The 15,328-nt window shown below is 73.3% G+C and carries 14 protein-coding genes; all 14 read right to left on the reverse strand.

Features of this window, described 5'->3' with window-relative positions:
- Window positions 1-69 precede the first annotated feature (69 nt).
- Window positions 70-738 carry a response regulator gene (locus ACZ5WC_RS08960; RefSeq protein ID WP_468540171.1) on the reverse strand — a complete coding sequence of 223 codons (669 nt, stop codon included), beginning with the start codon at window positions 736-738 and terminating at the stop codon, window positions 70-72.
- On the reverse strand, window positions 735-2,090 hold the full coding sequence (locus tag ACZ5WC_RS08965) for a sensor histidine kinase (RefSeq protein WP_468540172.1): 1,356 nt from the start codon (window positions 2,088-2,090) through the stop codon (window positions 735-737). The genes ACZ5WC_RS08960 and ACZ5WC_RS08965 overlap by 4 nt, the downstream gene beginning before the upstream one ends.
- A gap of 122 nt (window positions 2,091-2,212) precedes the next feature.
- On the reverse strand, window positions 2,213-3,040 hold the full coding sequence (locus ACZ5WC_RS08970; RefSeq protein WP_468540173.1) for an NAD(P)H-binding protein: 828 nt from the start codon (window positions 3,038-3,040) through the stop codon (window positions 2,213-2,215).
- A gap of 149 nt (window positions 3,041-3,189) precedes the next feature.
- On the reverse strand, window positions 3,190-4,083 hold the full coding sequence (locus ACZ5WC_RS08975) for an alpha/beta hydrolase family protein (RefSeq protein WP_468540174.1): 894 nt from the start codon (window positions 4,081-4,083) through the stop codon (window positions 3,190-3,192).
- Between the two features lie 135 nt (window positions 4,084-4,218).
- Window positions 4,219-5,442 (reverse strand): kynureninase, encoded by a 1,224-nt coding sequence (kynU, locus tag ACZ5WC_RS08980; protein ID WP_468540175.1) that lies wholly within the window; start codon window positions 5,440-5,442, stop codon window positions 4,219-4,221.
- Window positions 5,435-6,283 (reverse strand): tryptophan 2,3-dioxygenase family protein, encoded by an 849-nt coding sequence (locus ACZ5WC_RS08985; RefSeq protein WP_468540176.1) that lies wholly within the window; start codon window positions 6,281-6,283, stop codon window positions 5,435-5,437. The genes kynU and ACZ5WC_RS08985 overlap by 8 nt, the downstream gene beginning before the upstream one ends.
- 337 nt (window positions 6,284-6,620) lie before the next feature.
- Window positions 6,621-7,034: a DUF3151 domain-containing protein gene (locus tag ACZ5WC_RS08990; RefSeq protein WP_096622754.1), complete on the reverse strand. Its 414-nt coding sequence runs from the start codon at window positions 7,032-7,034 to the stop codon at window positions 6,621-6,623.
- 19 nt (window positions 7,035-7,053) lie between these two features.
- Window positions 7,054-8,601, reverse strand: coding sequence for a DHA2 family efflux MFS transporter permease subunit (locus ACZ5WC_RS08995; protein WP_468540177.1), 1,548 nt, complete (start codon window positions 8,599-8,601; stop codon window positions 7,054-7,056).
- Window positions 8,602-8,687: 86 nt separating this feature from the next.
- Window positions 8,688-9,872, reverse strand: coding sequence for a MalY/PatB family protein (locus ACZ5WC_RS09000; protein ID WP_468540178.1), 1,185 nt, complete (start codon window positions 9,870-9,872; stop codon window positions 8,688-8,690).
- Window positions 9,873-9,973: 101 nt separating this feature from the next.
- Window positions 9,974-11,005 carry a class II fructose-bisphosphate aldolase gene (gene fbaA, locus ACZ5WC_RS09005; RefSeq protein ID WP_468540179.1) on the reverse strand — a complete coding sequence of 344 codons (1,032 nt, stop codon included), beginning with the start codon at window positions 11,003-11,005 and terminating at the stop codon, window positions 9,974-9,976.
- 210 nt (window positions 11,006-11,215) lie between these two features.
- The gene (pyrE, locus tag ACZ5WC_RS09010; RefSeq protein ID WP_468540180.1) at window positions 11,216-11,755 is read right to left on the reverse strand and encodes an orotate phosphoribosyltransferase; all 540 of its coding nucleotides are present in this window, start codon (window positions 11,753-11,755) and stop codon (window positions 11,216-11,218) included.
- Window positions 11,756-11,812: 57 nt separating this feature from the next.
- Complete coding sequence (locus ACZ5WC_RS09015) at window positions 11,813-12,619, reverse strand: aldose epimerase family protein (protein WP_468540181.1); 807 nt, start codon at window positions 12,617-12,619, stop codon at window positions 11,813-11,815.
- 20 nt (window positions 12,620-12,639) lie between these two features.
- Window positions 12,640-13,536, reverse strand: a complete 897-nt coding sequence (locus ACZ5WC_RS09020) for a CoxG family protein (RefSeq protein ID WP_468540182.1) — start codon at window positions 13,534-13,536, stop codon at window positions 12,640-12,642.
- Between the two features lie 126 nt (window positions 13,537-13,662).
- Complete coding sequence (locus ACZ5WC_RS09025; RefSeq protein WP_468540183.1) at window positions 13,663-15,261, reverse strand: polyamine aminopropyltransferase; 1,599 nt, start codon at window positions 15,259-15,261, stop codon at window positions 13,663-13,665.
- Window positions 15,262-15,328 lie beyond the last annotated feature (67 nt).

Raw genomic sequence — 15,328 nt, forward strand, 5'->3', positions numbered from 1 at the left:
TGCCCGGTCCCGGAATCCTGCCCGGCCCGGTCCCACGGTCCTGCCCGGTCCCACGGTCCTGCCCGGTCCCTACCCCGGGGTGACCAGCCGTGCCTCGTACGCGAACACCGCCGCCTGGGTGCGGTCGCGCAGGCCCAGCTTCACCAGGATGCGGCTGACGTGCGTCTTGATCGTGGACTCGGCGACGATCAGGTGCGAGGCGATCTCCGCGTTGGACAGGCCCTGCGCGATCAGGACGAGGACCTCCGTCTCGCGCTCCGTGAGGTCCCCGACGCGGGCCAGGGCGGGCGGCCGGGGGGCCTCCGCGAGCTTGGAGAACTCGGTGATCAGCCGCCGGGTGACCGTCGGGGCGAGCAGCGCCTCGCCCGAGGCCACCACCCGCACGCCGTCCGCGAGCTGCCGGGCCGAGGCGTCCTTGAGGAGGAAGCCCGAGGCCCCGGCCCGCAGCGCCTGGTACACGTACTCGTCGAGGTCGAACGTGGTCAGCACCAGGACCTTCGCGTCGGCGTCCTGCGCGACGATCTCGCGGGTGGCCTCGATCCCGTTCAGCTCGGGCATACGGATGTCCATCAGCACGACGTCCGGGCGGAGGGCGGCGACCTGGGCGACGGCCTGCCGCCCGTCCACCGCCTCCCCCACGACGGTGATCCCGGGCATCGCGTTGAGCAGGACCGAGAAGCCCTCGCGGACCATCATCTGGTCGTCGACGATCAGCACCCGGATATCGGTGTCGCTCATGCGCGGACGTCCCGTTCGATGACGACCGTGTCGGCGTTGCCGGTCGTGTCGCGGCCGGTCACCCCGCTGCCCGCCGCGTCCCGTGTCTCCGGCTCCTCGGACAGCGGTACGGGCAGGAACACCGCGATCTCGTACCCTCCGTCCGCCGTCGTCCCGGCCGTCATCTCGCCGTTCAGCATCGCGACCCGCTCCCGCATCCCGGTGATCCCGTGCCCGGCCCCCGGCGAGGGCTTGACCAGACCGCGCGGGGGTCCGTTGACCACGCGCAGTCCGAGCCCGCCGAGGACATAGCCGAGCTCGACCCTGGCGGAGGCGCCCGGCGCGTGCCGCAGGCTGTTGCTCAGGGCCTCCTGGACGATCCGGTACGCCGACAGCTCGACGCCCTGCGGCAGCTCGCGGACGGCCCCGGTGATCACCTTCTCCGTCTCCAGGCCCGTCTCGCGGACGTTGTCCAGGAGTCCGTCGAGCGCGGCGAGGGTGGGCTGCGGGGCGTCCGGGGCCTCGTAGTCCTCCGCCCGTACGACTCCGAGGACGCGGCGCAGCTCGGTGAGGGCGGCCACGGCGTTCTCCCGGATGGTGACGAAGGCCTGCTCCAGCTCCGGCGGCGGGTTCTCGACCCGGTAGGGGGCGGCCTCGGCCTGGATCGCGACGACCGACATGTGGTGGGCCACCACGTCGTGCAGCTCCCGGGCGATCGTGGTGCGCTCCTCCAGCAGGGTGCGCCGGTCGCGCTCGACGGCGGTGACGGTGCGCTGCACGGTGACCTCGCGCTCGGCGTCACGCCGGATCTGGACCACGGCGACGACGAGCAGCGCGAAGGCGGAGAGCGTCGCCAGGGGCGCGGTGAGGGCCGGGTCGCCGCCCTCCAGCAGCATCCCGAACAGCAGGGTCAGCAGCCACATCCAGGCGGCGGTGCGGGGCCGGGTCCGGGCGGCCACGACCACCATGACCACCACCTGCGCCGCGAAGGCGCTCGGCGCCCACAGCTCGCCGCTCAGCACCCCGCAGAAGACGGTCGCCAGCATCGAGGCCCAGAACGCGGCGACCGGCCTGACGAGAGTCATCGCCACCGCTGTCGCGGGCACCAGACCCATCAGGAAGCGGAACTCCCACTCGGCGAAGCCGATCATCATCACCACGAAGGCGGCGAAGAGCACCAGGGCGTGCGGGGCCCAGACGACGCCCTTGCGCAGCCCGCCGGGCAGCCGCCGGATCAGCCGTCCCTCGGGGTTCAGCGGCGGCATGGGGCGGTAGGCGAGCGCCTGGCGGAAGAGGTCCTCCCGCAGGCCGTTCATCGCCCCTTCGGCGGCCCGGAACTCCGGGCCCTTGATCTTCGTCTGGGTCTCGGTCACGTTCCCACGGTAGGCGGCGGCGGACGGCGGGTCGTCAGCACCGATATGGATTCGGCGGGGTCCGTCTCAAGGACTACCCCGCCTCCACCGCACTCCGTCCGGAGCCCCGGAGCCCCCTTCGGCTACGCCCTCGCCCGGAAGTGCTCCGCGTGCTCCCGCGCCCACTGCGCGAACGTCCGCGCCGGCCGTCCGGTGACCTGCTGGACGGTGTCGGTCACGGTCCGGCCCTCGGGCGGGGTGTCCCGGTAGACGTCGATCAGGAACCCGATCACGTCCTCCGGCATCCCGTTGGCCCGCCACGACTCCAGCGCCTGCTCCTCGGTGAGCTCGACCAGCTCGATGCCCGCGCCGCGCGCCGCCGCGAGGGCCGCCACCTTGTCGCCGACGGTCAGCGCCTGCGGACCGGTGACCAGGTACACCTGGCCCGCGTGACCGTCCTCGGTGAGCGCCACCGCCGCCACCGCGCCGATGTCCGACTCGTGCACCATCGCGCTGAGCCGGCCGACGTACGGTTCGCGCACCACGCCCTCGGCCCTGACTCCGGGCGCCCACTCCAGGGCGTTCGCCATGAACTCCACCGGCATCACGACCGTCCAGGCCAGCCCGCTCGCGCGGACCGCCGCCTCCATCGGGGTCTCCCCGCCCCCGTTGAGCACGGTCACCCGCCGCACGCCCGCCTTCCGGGCCAGCGCGAGGATCTCCCCACCGGTCTCCAGCGGTGCGAAGAGGGCCCCGCCGAAGGTGATGAGGTGCAGCCCGGTCACGTCGTCGAGCGCGGACTCCAGGGACGCCGGGTCCGTGAGGTCGCCCCGGACGACGTCGACGCCCTCGGGCAGCTCCGCCCGCGCCGGGTCGCGGGTCAGGGCCCGGACGTGCTCGCCGCGCTCCAGCAACTGCTCGACCACACGGCGGCCGACCGTTCCCGTGGCCCCGGTCACCAGGATCGTCATGGGGTTCTCCTCAGCTCGGTTCGGTACCCGTACGGTTCGCGCCATTGGCCTCACGCCCGTTCGGTTCGACAACAACCAAGCTAGAGATCCTTGCGGACACCTTCTGTCCGCAACTGCGATCGCTGTGCGATCCGCCCGCGCCCCCTTCGTCACCAGGCCAGTTGCGTGATCTCCTCCGCCACGATCGCGCAGGCGTCGGCGGCCGGGTCGATCAGCGGGAAGTGCCCGACCCCGCCGAGGAGCGTCAGCCCGACCGTCTCGCCGGACTTCGCCGCCGCGTCGACGTACGCCTCCGACACGGCCTGCGGTACGACGATGTCCTCGACACCCTGGACGATCGCCGTGGCGATCCCGGTGGGCAGCAGGGCCGCGGGGTCGGCCTGGGCGATACGGTCGTCCGACTCGCCGCCCTCCCCCAGCAGTTGGCTGAACGCTCCGCCGCAGACACCCAGCTCCACGGCCTTGGCGAAGTCCGCGATCGGGGCCAGTGCGACGACCCCGCGCAGGGGCGGCGGGGCAGGCAGGCGCCACGGCGACCCTTCGGGCAGTACGTGCCGTGCCGCCGCCCAGAGCGCGAGGTGCCCGCCCGCCGAGTGCCCGGTGACCACGACGCGCCGCACGTCGGCCTCCGGCAACTCCTGTGCCGCCAGGGCCGGTACGGCGTCGAGCGCGGCGGCCACGTCGTCGAAGGTGTCCGGCCAGCGCCCCGCGACGGGGTCCGCGCCGAGGTCCGTGCCGGGCGCCCGCCCCGCGTCGGCCTCAGCGCCGCGCCGGTACTCCACGCTCGCCACGGCGAACCCCCGGCGGGCCAGGAAGTCCGCGAGCGGGGAGACATGGGCCCGGTCGTACGGAGTCCGCCAGGCGCCGCCGTGCAGGAGGACGACGAGGGGGGCGGCGGTGCGGCCGTCGCGCGGGGCGTAGAAGTCGATGACCTGGTCGGGGTGTTCGCCGTAGGAGGCGGTCCGGTCAGGGGCGACCTCGGGATGCGCGAACGCCGATGCGCTCTCGGCCTCGTCCCGATCACGCGCGGCAGAATCCGACATGCTGCTCAACCGTCCTATGCCTGTGACTGTGCCAGTGCCTATGCCTGGGTCAGGTGCCCAACTGGGCTGACCTGCGGGGACGGTATCAGCACTCGGTACCGTCCCCACCCGGCCGCACCCCGCGTTGACAGCCCGTCAGGCCGCCTTCGGCTCCGCTGTCTCCGCGAGCACCTCGGCCAGCACCCACGCCGCCTGTTCCGCGTCGGCGAACCCCACGTACAGCGGGGTGAAGCCGAACCGCAGCACATCCGGCCGCCGCAGGTCGCCCACGACGCCCCGCTCGATGAGGCGGCGCATCACGGGCCCGGCGTCCGCGCAGCGCAGGGCGACCTGGCTGCCGCGTTCGGCGTGCGCGGCCGGCGTGACGGAGGTGACCCGGCCCGCCGGAACGTACGCCTCGACGCACTCCAGGAAGAAGTCCGTCAACGCGAGGGACTTGGCCCGCACGGCGTCCACCGACACCCCGTCCCACACCTCCAGCGCCGCTTCCAGCGTGAGCATGGAGACGATGTCGGGCGTGCCGACCCGGCCCCGCGCGGAACCGTCCGCCGGGGCGTAGTCGGGGGTCATGCCGAACGGGTCGGCGTGCGAGTTCCACCCCGGCAACGGGGAGTCGAAGGCGGCCTGGTGGCGCTCGGCGACGTACAGGTACGCGGGCGAACCGGGGCCGCCGTTCAGGTACTTGTACGTACAGCCGACCGCCAGGTCCACCCCGTGCTCGTCCAGCCCGACGGGCAGCGCGCCCGCGCTGTGGCAGAGGTCCCACACCGCCATCGCGCCCGCCGCGTGGACGGCGGCGGTCAGTCCGGGCAGGTCGTGCAGCCGGCCCGTGCGGTAGTCCACCTGGTTGAGCAGGGCGGCGGCCGTACGGGGGCCGAGCGCGGCCGGTACGTCGGCGGGTGCGACGGGCACGATCCGGTGGCCGGTCAGCCGCGCGGCGGAGGCCGCGATGTACCCGTCCGTGGGAAAGGTCGTCGCGTCAACCAGGATCTCGTCGCGTCCCTCGCCCGCGAGGCGGCCCGCCGCGACGACCGCCTTGAAGACGTTCACGCTGGTCGAGTCACCGACGACGATCTGGCCTGCGGCGGCCCCGACGAGCGGGGCGATCCGGTCGCCGATCCGCTCGGGGGCGGTCCACCAGCCGCTCTCGTCCCAGGACCGGATGCGCAGCTCGCCCCACTGCCGGGTGAGGACGTCCTGCACCCGGGCGGGTACGTGGACGGGCAGCGCGCCGAGGGAGTTGCCGTCGAGGTAGACGCCTTCGTCGAGGGCGAAGAGCCCCCGCCGGTCGGCGAGCGGGTCGGCGGCGTCGAGCTTCAGCGCCCGCTCGCGGAGCGTGTCACGGGAGGTCTCAGACATGGCTGCGCGCCGTCCACAGCTCGGGGAACACGTTCTTCGTGGCGCGCTTCTCCAGCCAGGCCACTCCGGCGGAGCCGCCGGTGCCGGTCTTGGAGCCCATCGCCCGGCGGGTGGCGACGAGGTGGTCGTTGCGCCATCGCCAGACGAGCTCGCCGACGTCGGTGAGCAGCTCACCGAGGCGCACCAGCTCGTCGTTCTGGTCGTCGGAGGCGTAGATCTCCGCCCACACGGCCTCGACATCGGGCGACGGCTCGTAGCGCTTGGTCAGGTCCCGGCCGACGACGGCCTCGGGGATGGCGTACCCGCGCCGGGCCAGCAGGGCGAGCGTCTCGTCGTAGAGGCTGGGCTCCCCGAGCGCCTTCTCCAGCTCGGCGTACACGCGGGGCGCGCCCCGGTGCGGCACCAGCATGGACGCGGACTTGTCGCCGAGCAGGAACTCCATCCGCCGGTACATCGCGGACTGGAATCCGGAGCCCTCGCCGAGCGAGCCCCGGTAGGAGTTGAACTGGGCGGGGGTGAGTCCGGCGAGCGGCCGCCAGGACTCGTTCAGCGCCTCCAGCTCGCGCAGCGAACGCTTCAGGGCGTCACGCGCGACGGGTATGCGGTCCTCGCGCAGGGCGCGGGTGGCGGTCTCCCACTCGTGGACGATGACCGTGAACCACAGCTCCATGACCTGGGTGGTGACCAGGAAGACCATCTCGCCGGGGTCGTCCGAGCGGAGGTGCTGGAGGTGGGTCAGGACATCCGCCTGGACGTAGTCCTCGTACGGAGTCGTTCCCGCGAAGTCCAGGTACGGGGTGTCCGCACCGGTGGCTTCGGGGTCGGGGTGATTCGTCGACATCGCTGTCTCCTCGACACGAGCTTCCGGGTAGCGGTCCGCCCCTTCCGTGAGGTGATGGAGCTCCGGTCCCCTGCTCGCATACTAGGGCCTCCCTTCGGACCAGGCCGGATCAGGGAGCGGGGTCCGATGCGTGCAGCTGCAAGGCGGAGGAGGGAGTCGTGGCGGAGCCCTGCCGACCGACGACAACGCCGGAGGGGCCCCTCCCTGCTCCAGCGAAGCCGAGAGCTTGGGGGAGCGCGTGCCGGACCCCGCGAGCCCGGCCTGGTCCGAAGGGAGGCCCCGGGCCGGACCCGCGCTGTGTGAGCGTCGGGCCCGGCTCCGGCGTGCGCGGCCGGGGTCAGCTCAGGATGTCGGCGGCGGTCGGCGAGGAGTCCCGCAGGAACGTCGAGCAGCGCTCGTGCTCCGCGGTCTCGCCGATCGACCCGGCGGCCCGTGCCAGGGCGTGCAGGGCGCGCAGGAAGCCGCGGTTCGGCTCGTGCTCGAACGGTACGGGGCCGTGGCCCTTCCAGCCGGCCCGGCGCAGGGCGTCGAGGCCGCGGTGGTAGCCGGTACGGGCGTACGCGTACGACTCGACGACCCGGCCGCCCTCGAACGCCTCGTCGGCGAGCTGCGCCCAGGCGAGCGAGGAGGTGGGGTACTTCGCGGCGACCTCGGCGGGCGGGGTGCCCGCGGCGAGCAGCTCGCGCGGCTCCGGGTCGTCGGGGAGGTGGGTCGGGGCAGGGCCCCCGAGCAGGTTCTCGTGGATGGACATGGCTCAAGTGTGCCTGCCGTCACGCCCCGGCGGGACCGCGCCCCGGTCGCCGCGGGGAGGGCTGCTCCGGTTCCAGGGGCGGGGCGGCGACCCCGCAGTGCACCGCGCACTCGGGCCGCTCGCCCCGGACGGCGGCGGCCGCCGGGGTGCGGACCGTCCACCAGGCGATGACCGCGCCCGCGACCAGCAGCCCGGCGCACATCGGCATCGCCCGCCGGAAGGTCGCGGCGAACTCGCCCGCGTCCCGGTACGCCTCCGGCCCCATCCCGGCGAGCAGCGGCAGGGCGGCCACCGCGATCAGCCCGGCGGCCCGTGCGGCGGCGTTGTTGATGCCGCTGGCCAGCCCGGCCCGCCCGGTGTCCACGGCGGCCAGGACGGTCGCCGTGAGCGGCGCGACGACCACGACGAGCCCGGTGCCGAGCACGAGGACGGCGGGCAGCACCTCGCCGACGTACGAGCCGAAGGAAGCGCTGCCCTGCCCCACCCGCAGCATCAGGAGCATCCCGGCGGCGGCGAGCAGCGGGCCCACCGTGAGCGGGACGCGCGGCCCGATCCGCCGCCCCAGCTCACCGGCCGAGGCGGAGAAGAGCAGCATCAGCACGGTGGTGGGCAGCAGGGCGGTGCCCGCGCCGAGCGCCGAGTACCCGGCGACCACCTGGAGCTGGATCGCGGCGAGGAAGAAGAAGCCGCCGAGGGCCGCGTAGACGCAGAAGGTCACCAGGTTGACCGAGGTGAACAGCCGGGAGCGGAAGATCGAGGGCGGCAGCATGGGGTCGGCCCGCTTCCGCTCCACCCGCACGAACGCGGCCCCCAGCAGCACCCCGCCGACGGCCGACCCGATCACGAGCGGGGATGCGCCCCGCTCCGGCGCCTCGATCAGCGCGTACGTCACCCCGGCCAGCGCGAGCGCCCCGAGCACGGCCCCCAGCACGTCGAACCGGCCGTGCGCCGCCGGATCGCGCGACTCCGGTACGTGTCGGAGGGCGACGGGCACACAGACCGCGGCGAGCGGCAGGTTCAGCAGGAACACCCACCGCCACCCGGGCCCGTCGACGAGCCACCCGCCCACGAACGGCCCCACGGCCGCCCCGACCCCGCCGAACCCGGACCACAGCCCCACGGCCCGGGCCCGGTCGTCGGGGTGGAAGCTCGCCTGGATGAGCGCCAGGGACCCCGGTGTGAGCAGCGCCCCACCCACCCCTTGCAGGGCCCGGGCGGCGATCAGCACTCCCGCGTTCGGCGCGATCCCGCAGAGCAACGAGGCCGCCGCGAACCACACCACCCCCACCACGAACACCCGCCGCCGCCCGTACCGGTCCCCGAGCGCCCCGCCGAGCAGGATCAGCCCGGCGAGCGTGAGCATGTACGCGTTGACGGTCCACTGGAGCGCGGCCAGATCGGTGCCGAGGTCGGCGCCGATGCGGGGCAGGGCCACGTTGATGACCGTGGAGTCCAGCATCGCCATACCGGACCCGAGCACGGTGGTCAGTACGACCCACCGCCCGACCGGCGAGGCGACACGGATCTCCCCGGACGTCTCCCCGGGCGCGGAGGCAGCAGCAGCCATGGGGCCAGCTTCCCCCTCGGCGCCCCTGCCCGCACTCCGCGCTCCCGGGCCCCGAAGCGGAGGCGCTGCTCCCGGGCCCCCGCTCCTCAATCGGCGGAAGGGCTCGACTCCGTGCTCCTCACCGCCCGCACCAACGCCTCCACCCCCAGCGCCGCCTTCCCCCGCGGGCACCCCACGTTCAGCCGGACGAACCCGGGCGCCCCGTAGACGGACCCCCTCATCACCGCCACCTTCTCCCGCTCCACCAGCACCCGCTGCAACGCGTCCTCGTCCACCCCCAGCGGCCGCAGGTCGATCCACGCCAGGTACCCGGCCTGCGGCGGCACCCACCCCAGCTCGGGCAGCGCGGCGCCCAACCGCTCCGCGACGTACGCCAGGTTCCCCGCCACGTACTCCCGTACCGCGTCCAGCCACGCCCCGCCCTCCCGGTACGCCGCGATGTGCGCGGTCAGCGACAGCACGGCCGGGGAGGCCAGCCCCTCCGCCGTCTCCATCCGCCGGAGGAACTCCGCCCGGTCCGCCGGATCGCCGACGAGCCCGTACGAACCGGTCAGCGCGGGAAAGTTGAAGGACTTGGACGCGGAGGTGACGACCGCCCAGCGGCCCGCGCCCCCGCCCTCGCCCACCACCCGCGGCCACGGCACATGGACCTGTCCCCCGTGCACGAAGTCCGCGTGGATCTCGTCGCTGATCACCGCGACCCCGTACCGCTCCGCGAGCGCCGCCGTCCGGGCCAGCTCGCCGGCCGTCCACACCCGGCCCGTCGGGTTGTGGGGCGAGCACAGCACCAGGACCTTGGCGTCCGCCCGGGCCAGCTCCCGCTCCAGCGCCTCCTCGTCGCCCACCGGCACCCCGCGCAGCTCCCGCCCGAGCCCGGTGATCGCCTTGCGGAAACCGTCGTAGGCGGGGGTGTGGACGACGACGCCCTCCCCCTCCTGCGTCCACATCTGGAGCAGCTGGGAGAGCTGGCTGAGCACGGACGGGCCGTAGACGAGCTGCCCGGTGTCGATGTCGGTGCCGTACCGGGTGGCGTACCAGTGGGCTATCGCGGAGCGGAAGTCCTCCTGCTGCCAGGTGGTGTAGCCGAACACCCCGTGCTCCAACCGGGCCCGGAGCGCGTCCAGCACTTCGGGGGCGGTGGCGAAGTCCATGTCGGAGATGGTGAACGGCAGCAGGCCGTCGGCCCCGAACCGGTCGGCGACCCCGTCCCACTGGACGCACCACGTGCCCCGGCGGTCGACGACGGTGTCGAAGTCATAGAGCGCGGCCACGACGGGCCCTCCTTCTCCAGGTGATCCCGGTACAGCAACGGGCCCGGCCCCCCGAAGAAGGAGGACCGGGCCCGGCGCCGTACGTCGGTGACGACGGATGGTTACTTCAGCTTCGTACCGGTGGAGCGCAGGTTCGCACAGGCCTCGGTGACGCGCTGGGCCATACCGGCCTCGGCGGCCTTGCCCCAGGTGCGCGGGTCGTAGGTCTTCTTGTTGCCGACCTCGCCGTCGACCTTCAGGACACCGTCGTAGTTGCGGAACATGTGGTCCACGACCGGGCGGGTGAAGGCGTACTGGGTGTCGGTGTCGAGGTTCATCTTCACGACGCCGTTCTCCAGCGCGGTGAGGATCTCCTCCGCGGTGGAGCCGGAGCCGCCGTGGAAGACGAAGTCGAAGGGCTGGCTTCCGGCGGCCTGGCCGTACTTGGCGGCGACGCCCGACTGAAGGTCCTTCAGCAGCTCGGGGCGGAGCACGACGTTGCCGGGCTTGTAGACGCCGTGGACGTTGCCGAAGGAGGCGGCCAGCAGGTAGCGGCCCTTCTCGCCCAGGCCGAGCGCCTCGGCGGTGCGCAGCGCGTCGTCGACGGTCGTGTACAGCTCGTCGTTGATCTCGTGCGTGACGCCGTCCTCCTCACCGCCGGTCGGGGTGATCTCGACCTCAAGGATGATCTTGGCGGCGGCGGCCTTGGCCAGCAGCTCCTGGCCGATGGCCAGGTTGTCGGCGAGGGTCTCGGCCGAACCGTCCCACATGTGGGACTGGAACAGCGGGTTCAGACCCTTGGCGACACGCTCCGCGGAGACGTCGAGCAGCGGACGTACGTAACCGTCCAGCTTGTCCTTGGGGCAGTGGTCGGTGTGCAGCGCGATGGTGACGTCGTACTTCGCAGCGACGATGTGCGCGAACTCCGCCAGGGCGACCGCGCCCGTGACCATGTCCTTGTTGTGCTGGCCGCCCAGGAACTCCGCACCGCCGGTGGAGATCTGGACGATGCCGTCGCTCTCGGCCTCCGCGAAGCCGCGCAGGGCGGCGTGCAGGGTCTGGGACGAGGTCACGTTGATGGCCGGGTAGGCGAACTTGCCCGCCTTTGCCCGGTCGAGCATCTCGGCGTACGCCTCGGGGGTTGCGATGGGCATCTGACCGCTCCTTGGGATGTGCGGGTGTGCAGGCTGGTCCCTGACCTGGGGGCGACGTCATCGTCGCCCCCATCTTCCCAGACTCTCCCTCCGACTCCACCCGGCGGACCCGGTTGGATACGGGACGGTTACGGGTCAGGGGTGGACGGTTTCACGTGAAACCGTCCACCCCTGACGAAAACCGCAGGTCACACCCTGGTGGGGCGAGGCTCAGGCGAGGCCCAGGTCCGCCACCGAGTAGACGTGGACATAGGGCAGACCGGCCTCGGCGATCGCCGGGGCGGCCCCGCGCTCGACGATCACGGCCACGGCCACGACCTCGCCGCCCGCCTCGCGCACCGCCTCGACGGCGGTCAGCGGCGAGCCGCCCGTGGTCGAGGTGTCCTCGACGACCAGGCAGCGGCGGCCCTTGACGTCGGTGCCCTCGATCCGGCGCTGCATCCCGTGCGCCTTCTGCGCCTTGCGGACGACGAACGCGTCCAGGCTCCTACCGCGCGCGGCGGAGGCGTGCAGCATCGAGGTGGCGACCGGGTCGGCGCCGAGCGTCAGCCCGCCGACGCAGTCGTAGTCCAGCTCGGCGGTGGCGTCGAGCATGACCTGCCCGGCCAGCGGCGCGGCGGTGCCGTCCAGCGTGACCCGGCGCAGGTCGATGTACCAGTCGGCTTCCAGACCCGAGGAGAGGGTCACCTTGCCGTGCACCACGGCCTTGTCCTTGATCTGCTGGAGCAGCTCAGCGCGTACGTCAGTCATGTCCACGAGGGTAAGCGGTGCCGGAATCCCTGCTCGCACACCCGGCCGCGAACCGGCTCAGAGCCGGACCCAGCTCCAGGTCGTCGTGGTCTCCAGCGGGTCGATCGGCGTGACCAGCCGGGGTGCGGTGTTCAGTCCGTTCGGCGGCCCGGACTGCGGCTCCACACAGACGGCCTCGTCCTGCTCGTCGTAGACGACCACCCACTCGCTGCGGCTCTTCACCGTCAGCTCCAGCTGCCCCGGCCAGGTGAGCTTCACATCGACGCCGTCGGGCATCCCGAAGCAGTCGTCCCACGGCCCCGGGACGGGGTCGATGCGGCGGCCGGTGGGCAGATGGTCCGCGCCGCGCTCCTCCTGCCAGGCGGCGTCGAAGGAGAGCTCGGCATCCCGGCCGCCGATGCTGCGGTGGAACCAGGGGTGCCAGCCCGCCTGTGCCGGGAAGGAGTTGCCGTACGTCTCCACGGCGAGGCCCAGCGTCAGCCCGTCCTCGGTCAGCTCGAAGGTCTGCGTCACCCGGCCCTCGTACGGCCAGGGCTCGGCGAGGTCGTAGTAGAAGGACGCCCGGCCCTCGTCCGCGTCGGCGGCCGTGTGCGCGGTGTGCCAGGAGGTGTCCCGGCCCGTTCCGTGGATGGCGTGCGGCGGGGAGTTCAGCGGCAGCTCGTGGAGCGCGTCGCCGTTGCGGAACTGCCCGTTCGCGGTACGTCCGCACCAGGGCACCATCGGGAAGCAGCCGTACCGCTCACCCTGGCGCAGCAGTTCGGCGCCCCCGATCCGCAGGCTGCTGATGCGGCAGCCGTGTACGGGGTCGACGGTCAACTCGGCGTCGCCGGCACTCAGCCTGACGTTCTCTTCGCTCCTGCTCACCCGACGACCCTACTGGCGGCTCACGTCCTGCGGCGCCGCAACGCCCGGCCCAGCACCACGGCGGAGGCGAGCGCGAGGGCGGCGGCCGGGGCGGCCCAGCGCAGGGCGGTACTCGCACCGCCCGCCTCCGGGGAGGGCACAGGGGCGTAGCGACCGCGCGGGGGCGCGTGGTCGACCTCCTCCGCGCTGCGCCCGATCATGGTGCGGCGGGCGTGCGCGGCCTCGGCGGGCGGCTCGTCCGGGACGGTGAACTCCACCCCGGCGACGGGGTCGAGCGCGGGCGGCGGCACGGGCGAGTCAAAAACGGACCCGTCTTCGTCCCGGTCCTCGGCGCCGGTGTCGGCGTCGGACACAGCCCCGGACCCGGCTTCGGCGCGGGGCTCGGCCGCGTCCCCGGCCTCCTCTCCCGCGGTCTCCTCGTCGCCCGCGAGCCCCTCGGCGGCCGCTCCGCCGTCCTCGGCCCGCGCCGCCAACGACTCCGTCACCAGCTGCTGGGTGAAGCGGTCCAGGAGCCGGTGGGCGGCCGCGAGGGCCGCGCCCTCCTCCAGTTCGACCAGTCGGCCGTCCCCGCTCGCCGTGCCGCTGTACGTGAGGGCCGTCCCGCCGTCCGCCTCCGTGAGGGCGATGTTCAGGGCGAGCTTCACCGCACCGGTCCCCCGGACCTCCACGCCCTCCCCGGTGACCGAGAACCGCTCACCGCCCGCCGTCTCCGTACCCTCCGGGCCGGAGAGCTTCAGCTCGCCCCGGTAGGTGATGGTGTGGCCGCCGGCCCGGAACTTCAGCCGGCCCGCCAGGGGCGATGCCGAGGCGTCGGCGTCCTGCTGGAGGGCGGGGACGCAGCGGGCGACGCGGACGGGATCGCCCAGCGCGCGCCGCAGGGCCGGGACGGGAACCGGAACGTGCACCTCATGCTCCATGCCAACCGAGCCTAATCGGCCACGGCCCGGACGTCAGCGCTTCCGCCCGCCGAACGGCGCCCCCGTCCACGGAAACCCCTGCCCTCCGCCTCACACGTCACAGTCCTCACACGTCCTCACACACCCTCACACGTCCTCCCAGTACCTCGGGTGGACCAGTGTCGACGGGGTCCGCCCCGGCAGCCGTGCGGCGTCCGCGGCCCGCGCGCCCTCCCGCAGCTCCCGGCCCCCCAGCGACCGCAGCGCGGGCCCCCCGGCGGCCAGCGCGAGCTGCGGCACCTCGTCCGGCCCCGCGAGGAGGAAGCCCCAGTCCTCCGGGCCGTGGCCCTCGCCCCCGACCCGGTCCGGGCTCGCGGCGAAGCCGGCGTACCGGCCGGTGATGCGGTACGGGCGGGTCGCGAGGCCGGCCGCGCGGACGGAGGCCTCCACCGTCCAGTAGGTCTCCGGGCGGCCCCCCATCGGCCCGGCGTGCACCGCGAACCGCCCGTCCGGGGCGAGGGCCTGGGCGATCAGCCCGTAGAACTCCGCGGAGTACAGCTTCGTACTGGCGGTGATGCCCGGGTCCGGCAGGTCGGAGATCACCACGTCGTAGCGCGCGCGGTCGGCCCGCAGCCAGGTGAAGGCGTCCGCCGCGACGGCAGTGAGGCGCGGGTCGCGGTAGGCGTGGTCGTTGAGGCCGGAGAGGGCGGGGTCCGTGCGGGCCAGTCGGGTGACGGCGGGGTCCAGCTCGACGACGGTGACCGAGCGGACGTCCGGGTAGCGCAGGACCTCGCGGGCGGCCAACCCGTCGCCGCCGCCGAGGATGAGGACGCGGGCACGGGGCCCGTTCATCGCGGGGTGGACCAGGGCCTCGTGGTAGCGGTACTCGTCACGGGCGCTGACCCGCAGGCGGCCGTCGAGATAGAGGTCGAGGGAATCGCGGTCCGTGCCGGTCAGGACGAGCTCCTGCACCCCCGTCTGCACGGCGACCCGCACCTGGTCCCCGTATACGGCACGCCGCGCCGCCCGCTCGAAGTCGCCGACGAGCACCGTGGCGGTGCCCAGGACCGCGATCACCGAGACATTGACCAGGACGAGAAGCCACCGGCAGCGGGAGCTGAGGTCGCGCCGGAACACCCACAGGATCAGCGCGCCGCCCGCCGCCGCGTTCACCACGCCGGTGAACAGGGCGCCGGTCAGCTGCCCCAGCATCGGCAGCAGGAGGAAGGGGAACGCGAGCCCCCCAACGAGCGCGCCCACATAGTCGGCGGCGAAGAGGTCGGCGACAGCCCCGCCCGCGTCCTGCCGGTCCACGCGCTGGATCAGCGTCATCAGCAGCGGGATCTCGGCACCGATCAGCACACCGATCGCCAGGGAGAACCCGACCAGGGCGTACCGCGATTCGCCGAGCCAGGCGAAGGAGGCGTACAGGACCAGCGCCGAGGAGCCGCCGATCAGGGCGAGAGCCGCCTCGATCAGCCCGAACCCGACCGCGGCGTGGCAGCGCAAACGTTTCGCGAGGAGAGAGCCGATACCCATCGCGAACACCATCACGGAGAGCACGACGGAGGCCTGGGTGACCGAATCGCCGATCAGATACGAGGCCAGCGCGACCAGTTCGAGCTCGTAGACGAGACCGCAGGCGGCGCAGATGAAGACAGCGGCCAGCACCAGGAACCGGCCGGTCCTCGGCCGCACGGGAAGCCGCTCCGCGCCCCCTCGTAGCGACACCTGCTGGTCGATCATGCTGCGAACGCTACGTCACTGCACGATCGCTGTTTGTCACCCACAAGGGTGTAAGTGCCGCTTCACC

This window comes from Streptomyces sp. NPDC033165, from assembly GCF_055577965.1.

Bases quoted from the DNA above. Each gene is read 5' to 3' on its own strand.
- ACZ5WC_RS09025 (WP_468540183.1), bottom strand. From the start codon at position 15,261: ATGATCGACCAGCAGGTGTCGCTACGAGGGGGCGCGGAGCGGCTTCCC.
- ACZ5WC_RS08990 (WP_096622754.1), bottom strand. From the start codon at position 7,034: ATGTCCATCCACGAGAACCTGCTCGGGGGCCCTGCCCCGACCCACCTC.
- fbaA (WP_468540179.1), bottom strand. From the start codon at position 11,005: ATGCCCATCGCAACCCCCGAGGCGTACGCCGAGATGCTCGACCGGGCA.
- ACZ5WC_RS08960 (WP_468540171.1), bottom strand. From the start codon at position 738: ATGAGCGACACCGATATCCGGGTGCTGATCGTCGACGACCAGATGATG.
- ACZ5WC_RS08970 (WP_468540173.1), bottom strand. From the start codon at position 3,040: ATGACGATCCTGGTGACCGGGGCCACGGGAACGGTCGGCCGCCGTGTG.
- ACZ5WC_RS08995 (WP_468540177.1), bottom strand. From the start codon at position 8,601: ATGGCTGCTGCTGCCTCCGCGCCCGGGGAGACGTCCGGGGAGATCCGT.
- kynU (WP_468540175.1), bottom strand. From the start codon at position 5,442: ATGTCTGAGACCTCCCGTGACACGCTCCGCGAGCGGGCGCTGAAGCTC.
- ACZ5WC_RS08985 (WP_468540176.1), bottom strand. From the start codon at position 6,283: ATGTCGACGAATCACCCCGACCCCGAAGCCACCGGTGCGGACACCCCG.
- pyrE (WP_468540180.1), bottom strand. From the start codon at position 11,755: ATGACTGACGTACGCGCTGAGCTGCTCCAGCAGATCAAGGACAAGGCC.
- ACZ5WC_RS08975 (WP_468540174.1), bottom strand. From the start codon at position 4,083: ATGTCGGATTCTGCCGCGCGTGATCGGGACGAGGCCGAGAGCGCATCG.
- ACZ5WC_RS09020 (WP_468540182.1), bottom strand. From the start codon at position 13,536: ATGGAGCATGAGGTGCACGTTCCGGTTCCCGTCCCGGCCCTGCGGCGC.